The sequence below is a fragment of the uncultured Albimonas sp. genome (assembly GCF_963977235.1).
Classification (GTDB): Bacteria; Pseudomonadota; Alphaproteobacteria; order Rhodobacterales; family Rhodobacteraceae; genus Albimonas.
The window spans coordinates 19,041-41,269 of the sequence record NZ_CAXBOD010000001.1; the positions used below are offsets into that span (position 1 = coordinate 19,041).

Genomic DNA, 22,229 nt, shown 5'->3' on the forward strand with positions numbered 1-22,229 from the left:
CAGACGGCCGGGACGGAGGGGCGCAACGATCAAGAAATGGGTCTGGGAGGACCTCCATGGATATCGTCGCGCTGATGGTGATCTACATCCTCAGCCAGTTCTACCGCACCTTCCTCGCGGTCCTGGCGCCGGCGCTGACCGCCGATCTGGGCGTGACGGCGGCCGAGCTCTCGCATGCCGCGGGCTCGTGGTACCTGTTCTTCTCGCTGGCGCAGTTGCCGACCGGGGTGCTGCTCGACAGGTTCGGGCCGCGGCGGGTGGTGGCGGCGTTCCTGTGCGGGCCAGCCTTTGCGGGGGCGCTGGTGTTCTCGCAGGCCCATGACGCGTTCGAACTGACGCTGGGCGTCGCCCTGATCGGCATCGGCTGCGCGCCGATCCTGATGAGCGGCATGTTCCTGTTTGCCCGCCGCTACCCGCCGGCGCGCTTCGCCACCCTGTCGGGGCTGATGATCGGGGTGGGGGGCCTGGGCAACATCCTGGGCGCCGCGCCCTTCGCCTTCGCGGTCGAGGCGTTCGGCTGGCGCGAGATGATGCTGTTTCTCGCCGCCACGGGCCTGATGTGCGGCGCCGTCGCCTTCCTGGTCCTGCGCGATCCTCCGCCCCTGCCGGTCGAGCCCGGGGCGAAGGACGCCGGCTTTCGCGGGTTCCTCGAGCTTCTGCGCATGCCGCTGCTGCTGGCGATGCTGCCGCTGGCGCTGACCAACTACGCGGTGGCGGGGGGCATCCGGGGGCTGTGGGCGGGGCCCTACCTGGCCGATATCCACGGGTTCGACGCGGCCGCCATCGGCATGGCGACGCTGTGCATCGCGGTCGCGATGATGTCTGGGAACTTCGTCTATGCGCCGCTCGACCGGGTGTTCGGCTCGCGCAAGCCGCTGATCCTGTCGGCCAACGTCGCGGGCTTTCTCTGCGTCGCCTGGCTGGCCTTCGGCGCGCCGGGGGCCTGGACCGCGGTCGCGCTGATGACCGCCTGCGGGTTCTTCGGGGCCACCTACGCCGTGCTGATCGCGCACTGGCGCAGCTTCGTGCCGCTGCGGCTGACTGGGCGCGGCGTGACGCTGATCAACGTCACCGGGATGATGGGCACCGCGCTTGGCCAGTTCGCCACGGGTGCGCTGGCCGACGCGCCGCTCTCGGCCGGAGAGTTCGCGACGGGCTATGAGCGGGTGTTCCTGTGGTACGCCGCGACGCTGCTGATCGGCCTGACGATCTACGCCCTGTTTGCGCGCGACGCCCGCCCGGACCACGTGACGGCCTGAGGCCGCGCCTCGGCCCCGTTCGCCCGTGAAAATCCCGAATCCCCCGTCTTGCGGCGGGGATGCCGGGTAACTACGCTCCGCGCACGGGAAATGCCCCGAATGCCGGGTGGAGCCGACATGCTGGACGGAAAGCGCATCCTGCTGGTCATCGGCGGCGGCATCGCCGCCTACAAGACCCCCGAGCTGGTTCGACAGTTCCGCAAACGCGGCGCGAGCGTCACCTGCGTGATGACCCGCGCGGCCGAGGAGTTCGTGGCCCCCCTGGCGCTCGGCTCCGTCTCCGGCGCCAAGGTGTATCGCGAGCTGTTCGACCTGACCGACGAGGCGGAGATGGGGCACATCCAGCTCTCGCGCTCGGCCGACCTGGTGGTGGTGGCGCCGGCCACCGCGGACCTGATGGCGAAGATGGCGAACGGGCATGCCGACGACCTCGCCTCGACCCTGCTGATGGCCACCGACAAGCGGGTGCTGATCGCGCCCGCCATGAACGTGCGGATGTGGGAGCATCCCGCCACACAGCGAAACCTGAAGACGCTGGCGCGCGACGGCGTGCTGAGCGTCGGCCCGGACGAGGGCGACATGGCCTGCGGCGAATACGGCCCCGGCCGGATGTCCGAGCCGCCGGCCATCGCCGACGCCGCCGCCCTGGCCCTTGGCGGGGGACCGCTCGTCGGCCGCCGGATCCTCGTCACCTCCGGCCCGACGCATGAGCCCATCGACCCGGTGCGCTACATCGCCAACCGCTCCTCGGGCGCGCAGGGCACGGCGCTGGCCAACGCGCTGCGCGATCTCGGCGCCGCCGTCACCTTCGTCACCGGCCCCGCCGACGCCCCCCGCCCCACCGGCGTGCAGATCGTCGAGGTCGAGAGCGCGCGCGAGATGCTCGCCGCCGTCGAGGCCGCGCTGCCCCCGCACGGCCCTCCCGCCGACGCCGCCGTATTCGCCGCCGCGGTGGCCGACTGGCGGGTGGCCAGCGCCTCAACCTCCAAGATCAAGAAGCAGGCCGGCGCGCCGGGGCCCGCGCTGGAGTTCGCCGAGAACCCCGACATCCTCAGCACCGTCGCCCATTGGACCGAAGGCCGCCCGCGTCTGGTGGTCGGCTTCGCGGCCGAGACCGACGACGTGGTCGCGCACGCCTCCGCAAAGCGCCTTCGCAAGGGCTGCGACTGGATCGTGGCCAACGACGTGTCGCCGGCCACCGGCATCATGGGCGGGAGCGAGAACGCCGTGATCCTGATCACCGGCGACACGCCCGAGCCCTGGCCCCGCCTGAGCAAGATCGAGACCGCCCAGCGCCTCGCCCGCCGCATCGCCGAGCATTTCGAAGACGCCAGGGAAGGAGCCGCGTGATGGACCTCGAGATCGCGGTGACCCGCCTGCCTCACCACGACCCCGCCCTGCCCCTGCCCGCCTACGAGAGCGCGGGCGCCGCGGGCATGGACCTGCGCGCCTGCCTGCCCGACCGCGAGACCGTCAGCCTCGCCCCCGGCGCCCGCGCGCTGATCCCGACCGGCCTCGCCATCGCGCTGCCCGAGGGGTTCGAGGCGCAGGTCCGCCCCCGCTCCGGCCTCGCGCTGAAAAAGGGGCTGACGGTGGCCAACGCGCCGGGGACCGTGGACAGCGATTACCGCGGCGAGGTGGGGGTGATCCTGGTCAACCTCGGCGACGCGCCCGTCGAGATCGCCCACGGCGACCGCATCGCCCAGATGGTGATCGCGCCCGTGACCCGCGGCCGCTGGCGCGAGGTCGGGAGCCTGGACGAAACCGCCCGCGGCGCGGGGGGCTTCGGGTCCACGGGCACAGGCGCGGGCTCAGGCGCCGTCGGCGGAGGGACCCCGGGCTGATGCTGAAGCTGACCCGCAAGACCCTGCTGGCGATCGAGGCGGTGGTCGACATCGCCTACAACGCCCGACCCGACCCGGTGCAGGCCCGCGACGTGACCGAGCGCCAGGGCATCCCCCAGCGCTACCTCGAGCAGGTGATGCAGGCGCTGGTCCGCGCCGGCGTCCTGAAGGGCGTGCGCGGTCCCCGCGGCGGCTACACGCTGGCGCGGGAGCGTCGGCGCGTGACTGTGGGCGACGTGGTGCGCGTGGTCTCGACGCTCGACGCCGAGGAGGGCGAGGCCGGGCCCGCCAGCGCGCTCGGCGTCTCGGTCGTCTCGCCGCTCTGGGAGGAGATGCAGAGCGACCTGCTCGACCGGCTCGACCGGATCACCATGGAGGACCTGTGCCGCGAGGCCCAGCGTCAGGACGTGCCCCGCGCCGACGAGATGCGCCCCGACTTCACGATCTGACGTCACGATCCGCACGGATCGCGGCCTGCCGACTCGTCGCCCCCGCCGCTTGAGCGTATATAGATGGCAACCGCGCCGCGGCCGGACCTGTCCCTCCGGTCCGACAGGCGCCGACCCCAGCGAGGGAGGACCCCGCAATGACCGCCGACAGGCACGCCGCCGCCGCCGTTCCCGAACCCAGCCACGAGCCGAACCCGGGCCGCTTCACGCCGCCCCGCGGGCGGATCTACGACGACATCACCCAGACCATCGGCTCGACCCCGCTCGTGCGCCTCTCGCGCCTGGCGGTGGAGCGGGATCTGAAGGCCGAGATCCTCGCCAAGCTGGAATTCTTCAATCCGATCTCCTCGGTGAAGGACCGCATCGGCGTGGCGATGATCGACAGCCTCGAGCGGACCGGGCGCCTCGGCCACGACACCACGGTGATCGAGCCGACCTCGGGCAACACCGGAATCGCGCTCGCCTTCGCCTGCGCCGCGCGGGGCTACAAGCTGATCCTGTGCATGCCCGAGAGCATGTCGATCGAGCGGCGCAAGATGCTGGCCCTGCTGGGCGCGAAGCTGGAGCTGACCGACCCCGCCCGCGGCATGCGCGGCGCGATCGAGCGGGCCGAGGAGCTGGCCGAGGAGATCGGCGACGCCGTGATCCCCCAGCAGTTCGAGAACACCGCCAACCCCGCCATCCATGAGGCGACGACCGCCGAGGAGATCTGGACCGACACCGACGGCCACATCGACGTCTTCGTCTCGGGCGTGGGCACCGGCGGCACGCTGACCGGCGTCGGCCGGGTGCTGAAGCACCGCGCGCCCCACGTGAAGATCGTGGCGGTCGAGCCCGAGGATTCGCCGATCCTCTCGGGCGGCGAGGCCGGACCCCACAAGATCCAGGGCATCGGCGCCGGTTTCATCCCCGGCAACCTCGACCGCGCCCTGATCGACGAGGTCCTGACCATCGGCAACGAGACCGCCTTCGACATGGCCCGCAAGCTGGCGCGCCTGGAGGGCATCCCCGGCGGCATCTCCTCGGGCGCCGCGGTGGCCGCGGCCCTCGAGATCGCCGAGCGCGAGGACATGGCCGGCAAGCGCATCGTGGTGATCCTGCCCAGCTTCGCCGAGCGCTACCTCTCGACCCCGCTGTTCGAGGGGCTCTGAGGCCACCTCCGCGGGGCCGCTCCGCGCGGCCCCGCAGGGCGCATTTCAATGCGCCCCTCACAGCGTGCCGCCCGGCGAGACCGGGAGCAAGGCGCATGGAACTGCGCCCTGCGAGGCCCCCTTGCCGCGACCGCCTCTCCCGGCCTACCCTGACATACCCGCCAGTATGCAGCCGGAGCCGCCAATGTACCCCGTCGTCCGCGTGATGCGAGAGATGCGCCGCGCCGGCCGCCTGCCCGCGCTCGGGCCCGGCGAGACGCATGTGACGCGCACCCGCTGCTGGCCCCAGGATCTCGACCTGGCCTGGGAACTGAACAACGGCCGCTCGCTGACGCTGTTCGACATGTCCCGCATGGCGCTGCTGCGCCGCTGCGGGATCATGGCGCTGATGAAGCGCGAGGGCCTCGGCATCGCCGTCGCGGGCTCGACCGTCGTCTACCGCAAGCGCGTGCGCCTGATGGACCGGATCGAGCTGCACGCCGCCGTCGCGGGCCTCGATGAGCGCTTCCTCTACGTCGACCATGTGCTCTACGCCAACGGCGTCCCTGCCCATGGGCTGGTGGCGCGCATGGCGCTGGTCGACGCCTCGGGCATCCGCTCGCCCACGGCGCTGCTCGCCGACCGGCCTGAGCCCGGATGGCGCGCCCCCCTGCCGGACGCCATCGCCGCCTGGGCGGCCGCCGAGAAGCAGCGCCCCTGGCCCCCGGCCAACGCCGCGACCCAGCGCGACGCCGCCTGAAACACTTCCTGACCGGCCGGTCAGGACGCCATTGGACAAGACCCGCGACGGGCGTATGGTGCGCCGCCGCAGGGGCGGCCGCCGGAACAGCCCCCGGCCCGCCCGCGAGACAGAACAGACGGGAGAGACCCTAGCCATGCCCAGAGACGCGCTTCCCAAGGAAATCGTGATCCTCTCCGGCGCCCGGACCGCGATCGGCACCTTCGGCGGATCGCTGGCCGGCACGCCTCCGACGCAGACCGGCGCCCTGGTGGCGAAGACCGCGATGGAGCGCGCCGGGATCGAACCCGACCGGATCGGCCATGTCGCCTATGGGCACGTGATCAACACCGAGCCCAGGGACATGTACCTCAGCCGCGTCTCGGCGATCGAGGCGGGCATTCCGGACTCCGTCCCCGCGATGAACGTCAACCGTCTGTGCGGTTCGGGCGCGCAGGCCATCGTCTCGGCCGCGCAGGCCATTGCGCTGGGCGACGCGGACTATGCGCTCGCCGGCGGCGCCGAGGCGATGTCGCGCGGCCCCTACCTGCTGCCCGCCGCGCGCTTTGGCCAGAAGATGGGCGACATCAAGGGCATCGACATGATGGTCGGCGCGCTGAACGACCCGTTCGGCCACGGCCACATGGGCATCACCGCCGAGAACGTGGCGGCCGAGCACCAGATCTCGCGCGAGGAGATGGACGCCTTCGCGCTCGAATCCCAGGCCCGCGCCAAGGCCGCCATCGAGGCCGGTCACTTCAACGAGCAGATCGTGCCGGTCGAGGTGAAGAAGGGCCGCGACATGGTCGCCTTCGCCACCGACGAGCATCCGCGGATGACCTCGGCCGAGGCGCTGGCCGGCCTGCGCCCCGCCTTCCGCAAGGACGGCATGGTCACCGCCGGCAACGCCTCGGGGATCAACGACGGCGCGGCCGCCCTGGTGCTGGCCGACGGCGAGGCCGCGGCCAGCGCCGGCCTGAAGCCCCGCGCCCGGATCCTGGGCTACGCCCACGCCGGCGTGCGTCCCGAGGTGATGGGCATCGGCCCGGTCCCCGCGGTGCAGTCGCTGATGGAGCGCACCGGGCTGACCGCCGAGGACTTCGACGTGATCGAGTCGAATGAGGCCTTCGCCGCCCAGGCCTGCGCGGTGAACAAGGGCCTCGGCCTGGACCCGGCCAAGGTGAACCCCAACGGCGGCGCCATCGCGCTGGGTCACCCGGTCGGCGCCACCGGCGCGATCATCACCGTCAAGTGCCTCTACGAGCTCGAGCGTATCGGCGGCCGCTACGGGCTGGTGACGATGTGCATCGGCGGCGGCCAGGGCATCGCGCTGGCGATCGAGCGTCTCTGACGCCCGGGCTCTGACGCCTTGGGGAAAGCGCCGCGCCGTCATGCGGCCGACGCATCCGTGACCATTTGCGGGCGGCGGTGGATGTTCGCCGCCGCCCGCTTACATTTCATGGCGTGGAATCGAGCGCCGAAGAACCGGCGCGACCGAGTGAGGAGACCCGTGCCATGGCCACTGCCAGCACCGACGACAAGTATGCCGAGCTCTCGAAGCAGATCGACTCGCTGCGCGAGGATCTCTCCAAGATCACCGAGACCATGGGCGACGTCGCCCGGATGGAGGTCGACGACGCCCGCGGCCGCGTCAACGGCGTCGCGCGCGAGGCCAAGGCCCGCGGCCGCCGCGCCGCCCATCGCGCCCGCGTCGAGGCCGACCGCGACGTCGAGCTCGCCCAGAACTACGTGCGCGAGCGTCCGCTGACCGCCGTGGCCGGCGCCGCGGCCATCGGGCTGGTGTTCGGTTTCCTGACCGCGCGCCGCTGACCGCGCAAGGCGAGAGGGGGAGACCATGAGGGCTAGACGAGGACCCGGCCTTGCCGCCGGCGGCATGAACGGCATGATCCGCGGCCTGGGCGACCAGGTTGCGCTCGAGGCTGGCCGCGCGGCCAGCATCGGGGCCGCCTCGGTGGTGGCCACGGCCAGCCCGCCGCTGGCCTTCGCCTTCTTCGCGATGGGCGCCTGCACCTGCCTGACCATCGCCGGCCTGATCTGGCTGGCCGGGGTCTATGGCTGGGTGATCGCGCTGGCCGTCGCGGGCGGGGCCTACGCCTTCGTCGCCATCGTGATCTTCGCCTCCAATGGCTGGCGCCTGTCCACGCCGACGCTTCCCGCGGCCGCCGTGGCCCCGGCGATGGCCGCCGCAGAAGCCCAGGGCATGGCCGAGGGCGCCGCGGGGGTCCCCCCGGGGGCCGCTCCCGGCGCCGCCGGGATGGGCGCGGCGGCGGGGCTCGACCCGACCGCCGCCCGGTTCGAGCGGGACATGGAGATCGCGATGATGGCGGCCTCCGCCTTCCGCGACGCGGCCGACGTCGGCCGCGTGCTGCGCGGACCTGGACCCGGAGCCGGCCGACGAGGCCGCAGACGCAGGCTCTGACCGCGACGCCACGACAGGGGCGCCTCCGCCGACGGCGGGGGCGCCTTTCCGCTTCCGGGTCCGCCGCCGGGCCGCGCCTGTCTGCCCCAGAGGGGCAATCTGCGCCGGCGCCGCGCCCCTCCCGACCGTTCGGCGCCTTTTTGCGTGTCCTGACGGGGCGATCCGTCTCCGCCCTGGCGCCGGGTCTGGTCTGCCATCCCGGCCTCTGCGGCGCGGTTCGCCGCCCGCGCGGCCCTCTCGCGCGGCGGCCTGCGCCGCGTGCCCGATCTTCGCGCCGCTTGACTGCGCGCGCCGCCCGTCCGAAAGAGCGCACATGCCGCTGACAATCCCCAACCTGCTCACGCTCCTGCGCCTGTTCGCGGCGCCGGCCGTCGCGCTGGTCTTCGTCGTCGTGCCGCGCCCCGCGGCGGACGCGGTGGCGGTGACGCTGTTCCTCAGCGCCTCGCTGACCGACTTCCTCGACGGCTGGATCGCCCGCCGCTGGAACCAGCAGAGCGAGTTCGGCCGCATGCTGGACCCGATCGCCGACAAGGCCATGGTCACCATCGCGCTGGCGGTGCTGATGATGCTGACCGGGCTCGACCCCTGGCTGCTGGTCCCCGCTTCCGCGATCTTCCTGCGCGAGACCGCGGTCTCGGGCCTGCGCGAACATCTGGCGGGGCGGGTCTCGATTCCGGTGACCAAGCTCGCCAAATGGAAGACCACGGTGCAGATGGTCGCCATCGGGGCCCTGTTCCTCCAGCCCTGGGGGGAGTGGGCGCGCGTCAGCGGCCTCGCCCTGATCTGGGTCGCCGCGGCGCTGACCGTGATCACCGGCTGGGACTATTTCCGCCGGGGTCTCGCCAGCTCGGCGATGAAGGAGGGAAGCTGATGCGCGTCCTCTATTTCGCCTGGCTGCGCGAGCGGATCGGCGTCGGCCGGGAGGAGATCGAGACCTCCGCCCCCGACGTCGCCGCCCTGATCGAGGAGCTTCGCGCCCGCGACGAGGGCCATGCGCTGGCCTTCGCCGACCTCTCCGCCGTGCGCGTCGCCGTGGACCAGGAGGCGGCGGAGTTCGACGCCTCCCTCGCCAATGTCCGCGAGGTGGCCTTCTTCCCCCCCGTCACCGGGGGCTGAGATGGCGCCGCTGCTCCACGTCTCCGTGCAGGAGGCGGATTTCGACGTGACCGCCGAGTGCGCCCGCCTGACCGAGGGCCGCGCCGATGTCGGCGCGCTGGTCACCTTCACCGGCCTGGTGCGCGACCGCGGCGGCGAGACGCCCGTCTCGGCGATGGAGCTCGAGCATTATCCCGGCATGACCGAGCGGGCCCTGACCGCGATCGCCGAGCAGGCGCTGGCCCGCTGGCCCCTGCAGGGCGCGGTGGTGATCCACCGCTACGGCCCGCTGCTGCCCGCCGACCGCATCGTGCTGGTCGCCACCGCCTCCGCGCACCGGCAGGCGGCCTTCGAAGCCGCCGAGTTCCTGATGGACTGGCTGAAGACCAGGGCCCCCTTCTGGAAGAAGGAGACGACGCCCGAAGGCGCCCGCTGGGTCGACGCGCGCGAGGCCGACGACGCCGCCGCAGCCCGCTGGGGCCGCGGCTGAGGGCCGGGCCCTCCGCGCGACCCGCGCCCAGGTGTTTCGCCCCGCCTCAGACGCGCAGGGCCGCCGTGCGGGCCAGCGCAGCCTCGGTCTCCGCGATCAGCCGCTCTAGGATCTCTGCGGCGGGGGGCAGATCGTGGAGCAGGCCCGTCGCCTCGCCCACGATGGGGTTCGCGAGGCTGGCGTCGCCCGCCGCCGCCGCCTTGCCCCAGGCCTCCGCGATGGGCCCGGCCTCGGCCTTCAGACCGGCGAGGTCCCCGTGCCAGCGGTCGGTGAAGGCGTTGCCGATCACCCGGATGTCGAACCGCTCGGGCCAGTCGCGCCCGCGCACCACGTCCACCGTGCGGGTGCGCAGGGTGTCGTCGCCGGTCGCCGCCAGCGCCGCCTGCTTGAGGCCCGGCGCGGCGAGCGCCTCCTCCGAGGCCCAGAACCGCGTGCCGATCACCGCCCCGTCCGCGCCCAGCGACAGGGCCGCGGCCAGGCCCCGCCCGTCGGCGACGCCGCCGGCGGCGCAGAGCAGGACCTCGGGCGCGCGGACGGCCAGAAGGTCGGCGACCTCGGGGACCAGGGTCATGGTGGCGCGACGCTCGCCATGGCCGCCGGCCTCGGAGCCCTGGGCGACCAGCACCGCGGCGCCCACGTCCAGCGCCGCCTTCGCGTCGGCCAGCGTCTGCACCTGGCATATCAGCGGCACGCCGGCGGCGTGGATCGCCGGCGCAAAGGGGGCGGGGTCGCCAAAGGACAGGAACAGCGCCCGGGGCGCGCGGGAGAGGGCGATCTCCAGCGACTCGGGGTGGTTGGCGAGGCTCCAGGTGATGAACCCGCAGCCCACGCCCTCGTTGCCCGCCTCGGCGTATTCGCGGGCCGTCCACTCGGGGTCGGCATAGCCGCCGCCGATCATCCCCAGCCCTCCGGCGCGGGAGACGGCGGCGGCGAGGCGCCCCCCGGCGGCCAGCGCCATGGGCGCCGAGATCACCGGATGGCGCAGGCCCAGGGCCTCGGTCAGACGTGTGCGGAGCATCGCTCTCCCCGTTCCGCCGGGCTGCGCGGGGTCATTGCACGGTGACCCGGATCGGATCGCCGAACAGCGTGAAGGAATCCGTGCCCCGGCTGACCGCCTGGTAGATCACCGCGCGGGCCGGCGTCTCGCGGCCGCAGCTGTTGCTCCGGCGCACGCCCTCGGGCCCCTCGACGAAGACGCCGTGGCTGAGGGGGGGCAGCTCGATCTGCGACCAGGCGGGCGCGGGCTCGCCGCAGGCGCCGCGGGCGCCGTGGACCGTCGCCTGGTCGCCGACGGCGAGGGTGACTTCTGCCTGATAGGGGATCGTGGTCTGCGGCGCGGACATGGCTCCGGCCCCGCTGGGCGCCTGGCCGGACCCGCAGGCCAGCAGCGCCAACGGCAGCGCGACGAGGGCGAGACGCGCCGGAACCCGGCGGCGGAAGACGGCATTCATGGCAAGATCCTTCATGAATTCAACACGATAAATGAAGCTTGAAGGCCAGCGCCCGTAACGTCAAGCCGCCATCCGCCGCTGTGATCACATTCGGAAAACGCCAAACCGCGGCGCCTCGGGGATCGGGGCGTTCAGCGCCGCGGACAGCGACAGGGCCAGGGTGCGGCGGGTCTGGCGGGGGTCGACGATGCCGTCGTCCCAGAGCCGCGCCGAGGCGTAGAGAGGGTGGGACTGCATCTCGAACAGCTCGACCGTGGGGCGCTTGAACTCGGCCTCCTCCTCGGCCGACCAGCTCCCGCCCTTGCGCTCGATCCCCTCGCGACGAACGGTGGCGAGCACGCCCGCCGCCTGCTCCCCGCCCATCACGCCGATGCGCGAGGACGGCCAGCTCCACATGAAGCGGGGCGAATAGGCCCGGCCGCACATGCCGTAGTTGCCGGCGCCGAAGCTGCCGCCGACGATCATGGTGACCTTGGGAACCTGGGTGGTCGAGACGGCGGTGACCAGCTTGGCGCCATGGCGGGCGATGCCCTCGGCCTCGTATTTCTTGCCGACCATGAAGCCGGTGATGTTCTGCAGGAACACCAGCGGGATGCGGCGCTGGCTGCACAGCTCGACGAAATGCGCGCCCTTCGACGCGGAGTCCGAAAACAGGATGCCGTTGTTGGCGATGATGCCGACCGGGATCCCCTCGAGATGCGCGAAGCCGGTGACCAGAGAGGTCCCGAAGCGCGGCTTGAACTCGTCGAAACGCGAGCCGTCGACCACCCGCGCGATAAGCTCGCGCACGTCCCAGGGCTGTTTCCAGTCGGTGGGCACGACGTCGAGGATTTCCTCAGGGTCATACGCCGGGGGCTCGGGCGTGCGCAGCTCGACCGTCGGATGCTTGGGGCGGTTTAGGTTGCCCACGATGCGCCGGGCCAGCGCCAGGGCGTGGGCGTCGTTCTCGGCGAGGTGGTCGGCGACGCCCGACAGGCGGGTGTGCACGTCGCCTCCGCCCAGCTCCTCGGCGGTGACGACCTCGCCGGTGGCGGCCTTCACCAGCGGGGGGCCCGCGAGGAAGATCGTGCCCTGCTCGCGCACGATGATGGTTTCGTCCGACATGGCGGGGACATAGGCGCCGCCGGCGGTGCAGGAGCCCAGCACGGCCGCGATCTGGGGGATGCCCTTCGCCGACATCTGGGCCTGTTTGTAGAAGATCCGGCCGAAGTGCTCGCGATCGGGAAACACCTCGTCCTGCTGGGGGAGGTTCGCGCCGCCGGAGTCCACCAGATAGACGCAGGGCAGGTTGTTGCCCTCGGCGATCTCCTGCGCGCGCAGGTGCTTCTTGACCGTCATCGGGTAGTAGGTGCCGCCCTTCACGGTGGCGTCGTTGCACACCACCATGACCTCGCGTCCCTCGACCCGGCCGACTCCGGTGATGATCCCGGCGCAGGGCGAGGCGCCGTCGTACATCCCGTGGGCCGCGGTCATCCCGCATTCCAGGAACGGCGAGCCCGGATCCAGCAGCCCCGTCACCCGGTCGCGCGGCAGCATCTTGCCGCGGCTTTCGTGGCGCTGGCGGGCGACCTCTCCGCCGCCGGCCAGCGCCGCCTGCGCAGCGGCCTTCACATCCTCGATCGCCGCCTCATGGGAGGCCCGGTTCGCCTTCGCCTCTTCGGAGGCCGGGGAGAGGGCGGAGGCGAGAACCGTCATTCAGGAGTCCAATCCGATCTGGGCGCGCAGCTGGATGGCGCGGCGCGCGAGGGTGCGCATCTCGCAGTCGGCGCGCGAGACGTCGCGGTAGCTGGAGCGGCCCCACAGGGCGGCCGCATACCCGCACTCGGCCGTGGCGAAGCTCTCCCACGAGCGCTGGGCCTGGCGCAGGGCGTCGGCCGAGGCCGACTGGCGGTCGTCGCGCGCGTCCAGCGTCACGGCGGCGGCGAGCAGGTCGGGCCACCACTCGTCCATCGCGACCTGCCAGGCGTCGTATTCGCGGGTCAGGCAGGCGGTCTCGTGCTGCTCCTGCGCCGCGGCGTCCTCGCCCGAGGGGCCCGCGTCGGTGCAGGGCAGGGCGATCAGCCCCAGGCAGGCGGACTCTGCCTTGGCGGTGCCGGCCTTGAGCTGGGTCTCGACGCATTGGCGCAAGAAGCGGGCGTCGTCCAGTTCGTCCGCCGCGGCGGGCGCGGGCGCGGACAGGACCAGGGTCCCGAGCACGAGGGCGAAGAGGGACAGCAGGGGAAGCGGCGCGCGAGTCATGGCGGCTCCTTTGTGACGCGGCGCGGGCGGGGCGCCAAGGGGGACGCGGGAGAGGGTTCTGCACCGTGGAGGCGAGGGACGGGCGGGGATGGGGCGGGAAAAGGGCGCTGGACGGCCCCTGGCGGCCGGAGGCGCGCCGTCTACGGCCCCGGGCGCAGCCACTCGCGGAAGTCGAGAACCCGCATCGCGGTCGCGCTCAGCCGGCACGAGGCGCCTTCGATCTGCCGGATCGAGCCGGTCCCGGCCATCGCGTAGGCGTGCAGGCAGTCGGCGTCGCGAAAGGCGATCCAGGCGCGCTGGGCGGCGATCAGGGTCTCGGCCTGGGTCGGCAGCCCCATCTCCTGGGGCATGTCGGCGGCGTCGCCCTCGGCCGCCGCGGCCTTCACCTGCGGCCAGAGGCTGTTGAGGATCGCGTCCCAGGCCTCGGTCTCGGCGCCGAGGCAGCCGGACATGCCCATGGTCGATTCGCCCCCCGGCGCATCCATGCAGGCCGAGGAGGGGCCGCCGATGCAGGCCTCGTCGCCTGCGCGGTCCTCGGCGGCCTCGAGACAGGAGTCGAGGCTGGCGCGCATCGCGCCCGCGTCCGGCCCCGGGTCGGCGGATTGCGCCGAGGCCGGCGACCACAGCAGGGCCGCGAGAGCGGCGGCGGGAAACGCGGTCGCGCGGAGCATGGAACCTCCTGTCATCTGGCCTGCGACCATGCCCCGACTCGCGCAGGCCCGCAACGCAAACGGGACGCCGCGCGCCTCACAGACCCCAGAGCATGCGCAGCGGCATCCACAGGCCCATCGCGATCATCGCCAGGTTCTCGGTCAGGGAGACGAACCCCAGCGGCACGTTCGAGCCGCCGCCCACGCAGGCGCACTTCAGCTCCCGCCGGTCGATGTAGACCGCCTTGAACACCGAGACCGCCCCGATCAGGCCGATCGCCAGCGCCACCGGAGCCGAGAGCCAGGTGAGCGCGCCGGCGACCATCAACAGCCCCGCCCCGGTCTCGAGCCAGGGGTAGATGTAGCCGTAGCGGACCCAGCGTCGGGCCAGCAGGTCGTAGTTCAGGAACATGGTCGAGAAGCTCTCGACATCCTGCAGTTTCTGCAGTCCCAGCAAGGTCATGGCGAGGGCGGCGAAGATCTCGACCGTGCGCAGGGCGACGATCTCGCCCAGCATCCAGCCCACGCCGACGGCCAGCGCCGCGGAGACGGCGAAGATCATCAGGACGGGGCGGTAGGTGGTGGCGTCCGCGTCCGGCAGGGGATCGCCGAAATGGGCGCGCAGCTCGGAATAACCCCCGATCCGCTCGCCGCCGATGAAGGTCTGGGGGGTGGTCTTCACCCCGTGCTTGTCCATGAACGCGTCCACCTGGGCGCGGTCGGTCAGCAGGTGGTCCTCGATCTCGAAGCCCCGCCGCTCCAGCAGGGCCTTCGACTTCAGGCCGAAGGGGCAGAGGTGGCCGGGCATCGCCATGCGGTGCAGGACGGCGCGTTTCGCGCTCTCGGGTCGGGTCTCGTCGAAGGGCATGTCGGCTCCTCTCGCAATCTGCGCGAGGGGCGCGGCGGAGCGCAGGGGGCTTCCGGTCGGACCAGGGTCCCTGCGCCGCGGCGCGCCCCTTCCTGACCTCAAGATGGAGCGGGCCGCCCGGTGTTCGACCCCCCGCCCCCGACCTTCCAGCAGCTGGAGCGTCGAGACGCCGCACCCCGCCGCCCGAGCGGCGCAGGCGGCGGGGGGACGGGGTTTCGCAGGGCGCGCCGGCGCTTACGCGGTGGCCTTCAGCAGCTCCCGCCCACACAGCATCCGCCGGATCTCGGAGGTGCCCGCCCCGATCTCCATCAGCTTGGCGTCCCGGAAGATCCGCGCGACAGGGCTGTCGGAGAGATACCCGGCCCCGCCGAAGGCCTGCACCGCCTGCACCGCCTGCTGCATCGCCACCTCGGAACAATACAGCACGCAGGCGGCGGCATCCTGGCGGGTGACCTCGCCCCGGTCGCAGGCGCCGGCGACGGCGTAGAGATAGGCCCGCGCCGTGTTCATCGCCGTGTACATGTCCGCGAGCTTGGCCTGCATCAGCTGATTCTCGCCGATCGGCCGGCCGAACTGCTGACGCTCATGCAGGTAGGGGACCACCTCGTCGAGCATCGCGTGCATCAGCCCGGTGCCGATTCCCGACAGCACCACCCGCTCGTAATCCAGGCCCGACATCAACACGTTGACGCCGCGGCCCTCCTCCTGGAGGACGTTCTCGAAGGGCACTTCGACGTTCTCGAAGATCAGCTCGGCGGTGTTCGAACCGCGCATCCCGAGCTTGTCGAAATGCGGGCTGGTCGAGAAGCCGGTCATCTCTTTCTCGATCAGGAACGCGGTCATCCCGCGCGCGCCGGCGGCGGGATCGGTCTTGGCGTAGACCACCAGCACATTCGCGTCCGGGCCGTTGGTGATCCAGTACTTGGTCCCGTTCAACACGTAGCGATCGTTGCGCTTTTCGGCCCTGAGCTTCATCGAGACCACGTCCGAGCCCGCCGTCGCCTCCGACATCGCCAGCGCGCCGACATGCTCGCCCGAAACCAGCTTGGGCAGGTACTTCGCCTTCTGCGCGTCCGACCCGTTCAGCTTGATCTGGTTGACGCAGAGATTCGAATGCGCCCCGTAGCTGAGGCTGACCGAGGCCGAGGCGCGCGCCAGCTCCTCGACCGCCACGCAATGGGCGAGGTAGCCCATGCCCAGCCCGCCGTATTCTTCGGGCACGGTGATCCCGAGCAGGCCGAGGTCGCCCATCTGCTTCCACAGCTGCGGCGGGAAGGCGTTGGTCCTGTCGATTTCCCCCGCGAGGGGCTTCACCTGCTCCTGCGCCCAGCGGTGGGCGGTGTCGCGGATCGCTTCGATGTCCTCGCCGAGCGCGAAGTTCAGGGTGGCGTGGAACATGGCGCGTCCTCCCTTGGGCCGGGGTTCCTGTCCCCCCCGTCCTAGCCCACCGGCGCCCGGGCGCAAGCCGCGGCAGGCGCGGGGGGCCCGTGGCAGCGACCCGGACCCTGCGCCGTCCACCCCGTGTCAGGCGCCGAGAAGCGCGCCCGCGGGCGGGATGCCCCGAGGCCGGTCGCGATGGGGAGCAAAGACGCGCCGCCCCGAATCAAAAAGGCCCCGGAGCGGATCCGGGGCCTTTTCGGGGGGGTCGGGCGAGCCGGCCCGACACGGGGTCCGGCTTTACCGACCGGTGCGAAGCAGGGTGATCTGCACCCGGCGGTTGCGCGGATCGTCCAGCGTCGCGTTCGGCCTCGGCTCGGTGTCGGCCTTGCCGGTGACGCGGGCCATGCGCTCGGCCTCGATGCCGGCCTCGGACAGGGCCCGGCGGGAAACCTGGGCGCGGTCGGTCGACAGCTCCCAGTTGCCGTAGGCGGCGCCCGAGGCAAAGGGGCTGGCGTCGGTGTGGCCGGTGATCGCGATCCGGTTGGTGACCAGCCGGGCCACGCCGCCGACCATCTCGAGCAGCGCCTGCATCTGGGCGGTCGGCTCGGCCGAGCCGGCCCGGAACAGCGGCTGGCCGTCGACGTCGAACAGCTCGATCACCAGGCCCTCGTCGGTGACGCGGGTCTTGATGTGCTGCAGGAGGGCGTCGGCCGCCTCGCTCTCGCCGGTCATGCCGCGGAACAGGTTGTCGAGCTCGGTCAGCTCCTGGGCCGAGCCCTCGTCGCCCTCGCGGGCCAGGGTGCCGGTGTCGCCCTGGGACTGCTCGTTCTGCATCGGGGTCTGGTTGGCGGCCCCGGCGCCGTTCTGGGCCATGGTGTTCTCGGAGAACATCGAATCGCCCCCGAAGGCGCCGGTGCCCCCGCCCGAGATCTTGGCGATGGGCACGCGGGGGTCGAAATACTCCGCCAGGCCCTTGCGCTGGTCCTCGGTGGTGGCGTTGAGCAGCCACATCAGCAGGAAGAAGGCCATCATCGCGGTCACGAAGTCCGCATAGGCCACTTTCCATGCGCCGCCGTGATGCCCGTCGCCGGCAATCACCTTCTTGCGCTTCACGATCATCGCTGCATCGGCCATGGCCTAGCTCCCTTGCATCCGTTTCAGTCCACCCGGGGATCTGGATAGGCCCAGCGCCTTGCAGCGTGGTTTCGGAACTAGGTTGCTCAAAAGTAACAGGGTTTCCGCTTTGACAACGCCGTCTTCCGAGTTTGTTGGGCGCGCCGGAGAGGAGGTGAACGGCCCTCGCCCCCCTCGCGCGCGCGAGGGTCATTGCCCAGGCGCGAGGACCGTTCGGGCAGGCGCGAGTTCGGCAGAAATCCGCGCCGTTCATGGCTTTCTAACTTCTCGCGCCGAGTTTCCGCTTCGCCGGCCCTCCTGGTCGGAACTGGCACACGGAGATTCTGGCGAAATGGATGCCGCCGCAGACAGCGCGATCCGCCGCAAGGTGGCCGGCAATCGGGTCGGCCGCGCGCCGTTCCGCGGGATCGAGGAGATCGGGGAGAATTTCGCCAAGCTGCTGGACGAGCGTCTGCGCGGCCTGATGCGGACCCTGACCTCGGCCATCGTGATCGATTCCGAGGTGCGCAAGCTCTCCGCCGTGCTCGAGGATATTCCGGTCCCCGCGATGATCGCGGTGATCGACGTGAAGGGGTCGCAGAACTCGGCGCTGATGAACGTGGGGATGGACCTGATCTACCACGTGGTCGACCTGCGGATGGGCGGCGATCCGGCCGCGGCGCCGATGTCGGTCGCCCGCTCGGTCACCGCCATCGACTGCGCCCTGTGCGAGGAGTTCATCCGCCTGGCGCTCGAGGCGTTCGAGGCGGCGCTGCGGGTGCATCTGGGTCCGGGCATCCGGGCGGCGATGAAGCTCGACCACTTCGAGCAGCACGTCACCATGGTGCGCATCGCGCCCGAACATTCCGACGTGCTGGTGCTGCGGCTCAGCCTCGACATGGGCGAGGCCGCCCGCTCGGGCGAGTTCGACCTGGTGCTGCCGCTGGCGGTGCTCGATTCGTACCGCGCCGCCGCCCCCGGGAAGCAAAGCGACAACCGCGCGCGCTCCGACATCTGGTCGCGTCACATGGCCCGCGCCGCCTCCGACTCGCCGGTGCGGCTGCGCGCGGTGCTGCACCGCCAGAAGCTCCGCCTGTCGGAGCTGGAGAATCTCGAGCCGGGGATGGTGATCCCGATCCCGCGCGAATCGCGCGAGTCGGTGGAGCTGATCCTCGACGGCGACCCCGAGTCCGCGACCTTCGCGCAGGGCCGGCTGGGCGCGATCGACGGCGGCAAGGCGGTGAAGCTGACGCAGAACCCGGATTCCGGCCTGATCGAAGGACTGGAGCGGATGATGGCGATGGCGGAGGGGCGCTCGTGACCTCTCTCGCCCAGCGCCCCCCCTTTGCACCGCAGGCCGCGCGCCATGCCGGCCCGGACTCGTCGGATTTCGTGGGAAGGAACGACAGATGACGGCGACACGCACGTCCCGCGGCAAGACCGCGCCCGCCGACGCGTCGGAGGCCGAAATGGTCGACGTCGCCGATCTCGACGAGGCGCCCCCGCCCGTCCCCAGCCAAGAGGAGCCCCTCGCCGAGGCGGCCGCCGCCGACGATCTAGAGGGGGAGGAGCTCGACGCCGCGGATCCCGAAGCTGTGGATCCCGTGGGGGGAGACGCCGAAGACGCTTCGCCCGACGTCGCCGCCCCCGATCTGCAGGAGGCAGAGGACGAGCTCTCCGCGGCCGAAGCGGAGGCCGATGACGCCGATCCGGCGCCAGACGCCGCGGATCCCGGCGACCCGGCCGCCGAGACGCCCGCATCCGGCGAACCGTTCCGCCTGCATCGCCGTGCGCGCCACGACGAGACCCAGGAGCTTCTGACCTGGCTGCGCGCCGCGCCGGCCGGCTCGCCCCTGACGCTCGACGCGTCCGAGGTCGACAATCTCTCGACCCCCTACGTGCTCGCCATCGTCGCCGCCGCCCGCACTCGCGCGGACGCCGGCTCGCCGGCGGTCGTGACCAGCCCGTCCCCGGCGTTCGTGGACGCGTTTTCGGACCTCGGGCTCTTCGGAGACTTGATGAAGATGGAGATCCGCGCATGAGCCGCATTCTCGCCGTGGACGACACCCGCGCGCTTCTGAACATGCTCAAGGCCTGTCTTGAGCGTGGCGGTCACGAGGTGTTCACCGCCAAGGATGGCGTCGAGGCGCTCGACAAGCTGCGCGAGCATCGGCCCGACCTGGTGATCACCGATCTGAACATGCCGAAGATGAACGGTCTGGAGTTCATCGCGGCCGCGCGTCGGGAGCCGGAGGGACGCTCCCTCCCGATCCTGCTGCTCACCACTGAAACGGCGCAGGAGCTCAAGGACCGCGCTCGCGAAGTGAAGGCCACGGGCTGGCTCACCAAGCCCTTCGACCCCGACCAGATCCTGGGCCTTGTAGCCCGCCTGGCCTGACCCGGCCGGCGGAGGAGAACACCGAATGGACGATTCCGAGGACTATCTCGCGCTGTTCTTCACAGAATGCGGCGAGCTGCTGGGCGATCTGCAGGAGCAGCTCGACCGCCTGATGGACGGCGACCGGGACCCTGAACTGGTGAACGCGGCCTTCCGAGCGGTGCACTCGGTCAAGGGCGGCGCCGCCGCCTTCGGGTTCGACGCCCTGATCAGCTTCGCCCACGTGTTCGAGACGGTGATGGACGGCCTGCGCTCGGGTCGACTGGCGCTGAACTCGGAGGTGGTGAACCTGCTGATGCGCGCCGGCGACATCATGGAGGTGCTCATCGAGCAGGCCCGCGACGGCGCCTCGGTCGACGAGGGCGCGGTGATCCGCGTCCGCCAGGAACTCGAGGAGATGACCGGCCGCTCGGCCGCCGACGAGACAGAGGACGACGCGGCCTCCGCAGCCCCGCCGCCCGCCGCCGACCCGGCGCCCCTCGCGGACCAAACCGCCGAGCTCGAGCCGCGCGAGGTCACCATCTCGGTCCGCCCGCACGACGACTTCGTCAGCGCCGGTCACGATCCGCTGCGGATGATCCGCGGCGCGCGCGAGCTGGATCTGGTCGCGGCCGAACCGTTCGGCGACCTGCCCTCGCTGTCCGAGCTCACGCCCGAGGGCTGTCCGATCGGCTGGCGCCTGCGCTTCGAGACGGACCGTCCGGCGGCGGAGCTGCGCGACTACTTCATGGTCTACGAGCATATCGCCGAGCTCGAGTTCGACGACCCCTGGATCGCCAACCCCCCCACGGCCGCCCCGGCCGCGGGACAGGCCCCCGCCCCCGACGCGCCCTCGGTCTCGTCGCTCGAGGACGCGCCCATGGCCCCGGCCGCCGCGGCCGCCCCGCCCCCGGCCTCGGGCGGCGGCGGCGGAGGCGGCGGGGACGCCAAGGAGGGCGGCCGCCACGGCCCCTCCAAGACCCTGCGCGTGGAGCTCACCCGCATCGACCGGCTGGTGAACCTGGTCGGCGAGATCGTGATCACCCAGGCGGTCCTGGCCCAGAAACTCTCCGAGACGGACGCCCAGACGGCGCTCGAGGTCGGCCATTCGGTCGAAGCCATGTCCCGCCAGACGCGGGAGCTTCAGGAATCGGTGATGGCGATCCGCGCCCAGCCCGTGAAGTCTGTGTTCAGCCGCATGCCCCGCGTGGTCCGCGACCTGGCCGAGAAACTCCAGAAGGAGGCCCGACTGGTGCTCGCCGGCGAGCACACCGAGGTCGACACGACCGTCATCGAGGAGCTCGCCGAGCCGCTGACCCACATGCTGCGCAACTCGATGGACCACGGGCTGGAAGGCCCCGACGAACGCGAGGCGCTGGGCAAACCCCGCACCGGCACCATCCGGCTGGCGGCCGAGCACCGCGGCGAGCGGGTGATCATCATCGTCGAGGACGACGGCCGCGGCGTGAACCGCGAGCGGGTGATGGAGAAGGCCATCGAGAACGGGCTGATCGGCCCCGAGGACAACCTGCCCCCCGAGGAGATCGACCAGCTGATCTTCCACCCCGGCTTCTCGACAGCCAAGGAGATCAGCTCGGTTTCCGGCCGCGGGGTCGGCATGGACGTGGTCAAGAAGAAGATCCAGGCCCTGGGCGGTCGCATCCACATGCGCTCCGACCCCGGCCGGGGCACCCGCTTCCAGATCACCCTGCCGCTGACGCTGGCGGTTCTGGACGGGATGACCGTCTGCGTGGGCGACGAGCGCTTCATCCTGCCGCTCAGCTCGGTGGTCGAGGCGTTGCGGATCGAAGGCGAACGGGTCGAGATCCTTCCCGACCGCTCCCAGGTCCTGGCCCGCCGCGGCGAGTATCTGCGCCTGATCAGCCTTCGCGACACGCTGGGCATCGGCGACGCGTCCAAGCGCGAGGAGATGGCGATCGTCGTCGACACCGAGACGCGCGGCCTCGTCGCCCTTCTCGTCGACGAGCTGATCGGCCAGCGGCAGGTGGTGCTCAAGAGCCTCGAGGCGAACTTCCAGCGGGTCGAGGGCGTCTCAGGCGCCACGATCCTTGGCGACGGACGTGTGGCGTTGATCCTCGACGTGCCGTCGCTGGTGTCCATGGGCGGGCTCGCGCGGGCCCCGATGCAGGAGATGATCCATTGACCGACGTTTTGCAGAGCCAGCCCGCCGCTTCCGGTCTTGCCGGCCAGCTCGCCGCCCCTTCGCCGGAGGAGTCTCCGGCCGCCGGCGGGCGCCTGAAACAGTACGTGACCTTCCTGGTGGGCGACCGCGCCTACGGCGTCGACATCGTGCTGGTGCGCGAGATCAAGCAGTGGACCCCGACGACCGCCCTTCCCAATCAGCCGCACTACATGCGCGGCGTCCTGAACCTGCGCGGCACCATCGTGCCGGTCCACGATTTGCGCGCCCGTTTCGGCGGCCCGCTGACCGAGGCGACCGAGACCCATGTCGTGGTCATCGTCTGGATCGGCGACCAGACGGTGGGCGTGCTGGTCGACGCGGTCAGCGACATCATCAGCGTGGCCTCCGACGACATTCGCCCGGTTCCGCCCTCTGAGGCGGACCTCGACCAGTCCGCGATCAACGGCCTGGTGAACGCGGAATCGGGGATGGTCGCGCTTCTGGATCTGAAGTCGCTGTTCGGCGCGGTGCGCGGGATCGTCTGACCCGGCTCGGCTCGGCCC

At 71.7% G+C, this 22,229-nt stretch carries 25 protein-coding genes; 17 read left to right on the plus strand and 8 right to left on the minus strand.

From position 1 onward, the window contains the following. Window positions 1-56 precede the first annotated feature (56 nt). From AAC134_RS00095 to moaE, 12 genes are all read left to right on the plus strand, one after another. The gene (locus AAC134_RS00095) at window positions 57-1,259 is read left to right on the plus strand and encodes an MFS transporter (protein WP_339946998.1); all 1,203 of its coding nucleotides are present in this window, start codon (window positions 57-59) and stop codon (window positions 1,257-1,259) included. Between the two features lie 117 nt (window positions 1,260-1,376). Continuing rightward, on the plus strand, window positions 1,377-2,609 hold the full coding sequence (gene coaBC, locus AAC134_RS00100) for a bifunctional phosphopantothenoylcysteine decarboxylase/phosphopantothenate--cysteine ligase CoaBC (RefSeq protein WP_339946999.1): 1,233 nt from the start codon (window positions 1,377-1,379) through the stop codon (window positions 2,607-2,609). Next, complete coding sequence (dut, locus tag AAC134_RS00105) at window positions 2,609-3,103, plus strand: dUTP diphosphatase (RefSeq protein WP_339947000.1); 495 nt, start codon at window positions 2,609-2,611, stop codon at window positions 3,101-3,103. The genes coaBC and dut overlap by 1 nt, the downstream gene beginning before the upstream one ends. After that, window positions 3,103-3,552 carry an Rrf2 family transcriptional regulator gene (locus tag AAC134_RS00110; protein WP_339947001.1) on the plus strand — a complete coding sequence of 150 codons (450 nt, stop codon included), beginning with the start codon at window positions 3,103-3,105 and terminating at the stop codon, window positions 3,550-3,552. The genes dut and AAC134_RS00110 overlap by 1 nt, the downstream gene beginning before the upstream one ends. 137 nt (window positions 3,553-3,689) lie before the next feature. Then, complete coding sequence (cysK, locus tag AAC134_RS00115; RefSeq protein WP_339947002.1) at window positions 3,690-4,703, plus strand: cysteine synthase A; 1,014 nt, start codon at window positions 3,690-3,692, stop codon at window positions 4,701-4,703. Window positions 4,704-4,887: 184 nt separating this feature from the next. Next, window positions 4,888-5,442, plus strand: coding sequence for an acyl-CoA thioesterase (locus tag AAC134_RS00120; RefSeq protein WP_339947003.1), 555 nt, complete (start codon window positions 4,888-4,890; stop codon window positions 5,440-5,442). 136 nt (window positions 5,443-5,578) lie between these two features. Continuing rightward, window positions 5,579-6,772, plus strand: a complete 1,194-nt coding sequence (locus AAC134_RS00125; RefSeq protein WP_339947004.1) for an acetyl-CoA C-acyltransferase family protein — start codon at window positions 5,579-5,581, stop codon at window positions 6,770-6,772. A gap of 164 nt (window positions 6,773-6,936) precedes the next feature. Further along, on the plus strand, window positions 6,937-7,251 hold the full coding sequence (locus AAC134_RS00130; protein ID WP_339947005.1) for a hypothetical protein: 315 nt from the start codon (window positions 6,937-6,939) through the stop codon (window positions 7,249-7,251). 25 nt (window positions 7,252-7,276) lie between these two features. Then, window positions 7,277-7,861: a hypothetical protein gene (locus AAC134_RS00135; protein WP_339947006.1), complete on the plus strand. Its 585-nt coding sequence runs from the start codon at window positions 7,277-7,279 to the stop codon at window positions 7,859-7,861. A 313-nt stretch (window positions 7,862-8,174) separates the two neighbouring features. Beyond that, the gene (gene pgsA, locus AAC134_RS00140; RefSeq protein ID WP_339947007.1) at window positions 8,175-8,732 is read left to right on the plus strand and encodes a CDP-diacylglycerol--glycerol-3-phosphate 3-phosphatidyltransferase; all 558 of its coding nucleotides are present in this window, start codon (window positions 8,175-8,177) and stop codon (window positions 8,730-8,732) included. Further along, window positions 8,732-8,977 carry a molybdopterin converting factor subunit 1 gene (moaD, locus tag AAC134_RS00145; RefSeq protein WP_339947008.1) on the plus strand — a complete coding sequence of 82 codons (246 nt, stop codon included), beginning with the start codon at window positions 8,732-8,734 and terminating at the stop codon, window positions 8,975-8,977. The genes pgsA and moaD overlap by 1 nt, the downstream gene beginning before the upstream one ends. A gap of 1 nt (window position 8,978) precedes the next feature. Next, the gene (gene moaE / locus AAC134_RS00150) at window positions 8,979-9,446 is read left to right on the plus strand and encodes a molybdopterin synthase catalytic subunit MoaE (protein ID WP_339947009.1); all 468 of its coding nucleotides are present in this window, start codon (window positions 8,979-8,981) and stop codon (window positions 9,444-9,446) included. A gap of 46 nt (window positions 9,447-9,492) precedes the next feature. Here the strand turns inward: moaE and AAC134_RS00155 are convergent, their stop codons facing one another. The 8 genes from AAC134_RS00155 to AAC134_RS00190 form a co-directional block, all read right to left on the minus strand. After that, window positions 9,493-10,464 (minus strand): nitronate monooxygenase, encoded by a 972-nt coding sequence (locus AAC134_RS00155; RefSeq protein WP_339947010.1) that lies wholly within the window; start codon window positions 10,462-10,464, stop codon window positions 9,493-9,495. Between the two features lie 31 nt (window positions 10,465-10,495). Then, window positions 10,496-10,897: a hypothetical protein gene (locus AAC134_RS00160; RefSeq protein WP_339947011.1), complete on the minus strand. Its 402-nt coding sequence runs from the start codon at window positions 10,895-10,897 to the stop codon at window positions 10,496-10,498. Window positions 10,898-10,981: 84 nt separating this feature from the next. Then, entirely contained in the window at window positions 10,982-12,592 is a 1,611-nt protein-coding gene (locus tag AAC134_RS00165; protein WP_339947012.1) for a carboxyl transferase domain-containing protein, read from the minus strand. Next, window positions 12,593-13,135, minus strand: coding sequence for a lysozyme inhibitor LprI family protein (locus AAC134_RS00170; protein WP_339947013.1), 543 nt, complete (start codon window positions 13,133-13,135; stop codon window positions 12,593-12,595). A 140-nt stretch (window positions 13,136-13,275) separates the two neighbouring features. Next, on the minus strand, window positions 13,276-13,806 hold the full coding sequence (locus AAC134_RS00175) for a lysozyme inhibitor LprI family protein (RefSeq protein ID WP_339947014.1): 531 nt from the start codon (window positions 13,804-13,806) through the stop codon (window positions 13,276-13,278). A 76-nt stretch (window positions 13,807-13,882) separates the two neighbouring features. Continuing rightward, the gene (locus AAC134_RS00180; RefSeq protein ID WP_339947015.1) at window positions 13,883-14,653 is read right to left on the minus strand and encodes a MauE/DoxX family redox-associated membrane protein; all 771 of its coding nucleotides are present in this window, start codon (window positions 14,651-14,653) and stop codon (window positions 13,883-13,885) included. A gap of 234 nt (window positions 14,654-14,887) precedes the next feature. Continuing rightward, window positions 14,888-16,051: an isovaleryl-CoA dehydrogenase gene (locus AAC134_RS00185; protein ID WP_339947016.1), complete on the minus strand. Its 1,164-nt coding sequence runs from the start codon at window positions 16,049-16,051 to the stop codon at window positions 14,888-14,890. Between the two features lie 279 nt (window positions 16,052-16,330). Then, on the minus strand, window positions 16,331-17,167 hold the full coding sequence (locus AAC134_RS00190) for a flagellar motor protein MotB (RefSeq protein ID WP_339947017.1): 837 nt from the start codon (window positions 17,165-17,167) through the stop codon (window positions 16,331-16,333). 331 nt (window positions 17,168-17,498) lie between these two features. Between AAC134_RS00190 and AAC134_RS00195 the strand changes: the two genes are divergently transcribed. The 5 genes from AAC134_RS00195 (at window position 17,499) to AAC134_RS00215 (ending at window position 22,211) form a co-directional block, all read left to right on the plus strand. Then, window positions 17,499-18,467 carry a FliM/FliN family flagellar motor switch protein gene (locus tag AAC134_RS00195; protein ID WP_339947018.1) on the plus strand — a complete coding sequence of 323 codons (969 nt, stop codon included), beginning with the start codon at window positions 17,499-17,501 and terminating at the stop codon, window positions 18,465-18,467. An 88-nt stretch (window positions 18,468-18,555) separates the two neighbouring features. Further along, window positions 18,556-19,188 carry an STAS domain-containing protein gene (locus tag AAC134_RS00200; protein ID WP_339947019.1) on the plus strand — a complete coding sequence of 211 codons (633 nt, stop codon included), beginning with the start codon at window positions 18,556-18,558 and terminating at the stop codon, window positions 19,186-19,188. Further along, a complete protein-coding gene (locus AAC134_RS00205) occupies window positions 19,185-19,544 on the plus strand; it encodes a response regulator (protein ID WP_092859631.1) in 360 nt (119 codons plus the stop codon). The genes AAC134_RS00200 and AAC134_RS00205 overlap by 4 nt, the downstream gene beginning before the upstream one ends. A 25-nt stretch (window positions 19,545-19,569) precedes the next feature. Further along, the gene (locus tag AAC134_RS00210) at window positions 19,570-21,687 is read left to right on the plus strand and encodes a chemotaxis protein CheA (protein ID WP_339947020.1); all 2,118 of its coding nucleotides are present in this window, start codon (window positions 19,570-19,572) and stop codon (window positions 21,685-21,687) included. Continuing rightward, complete coding sequence (locus AAC134_RS00215; protein WP_339947021.1) at window positions 21,684-22,211, plus strand: chemotaxis protein CheW; 528 nt, start codon at window positions 21,684-21,686, stop codon at window positions 22,209-22,211. Before AAC134_RS00210 ends, AAC134_RS00215 begins: the two co-directional genes overlap by 4 nt. Window positions 22,212-22,229 lie beyond the last annotated feature (18 nt).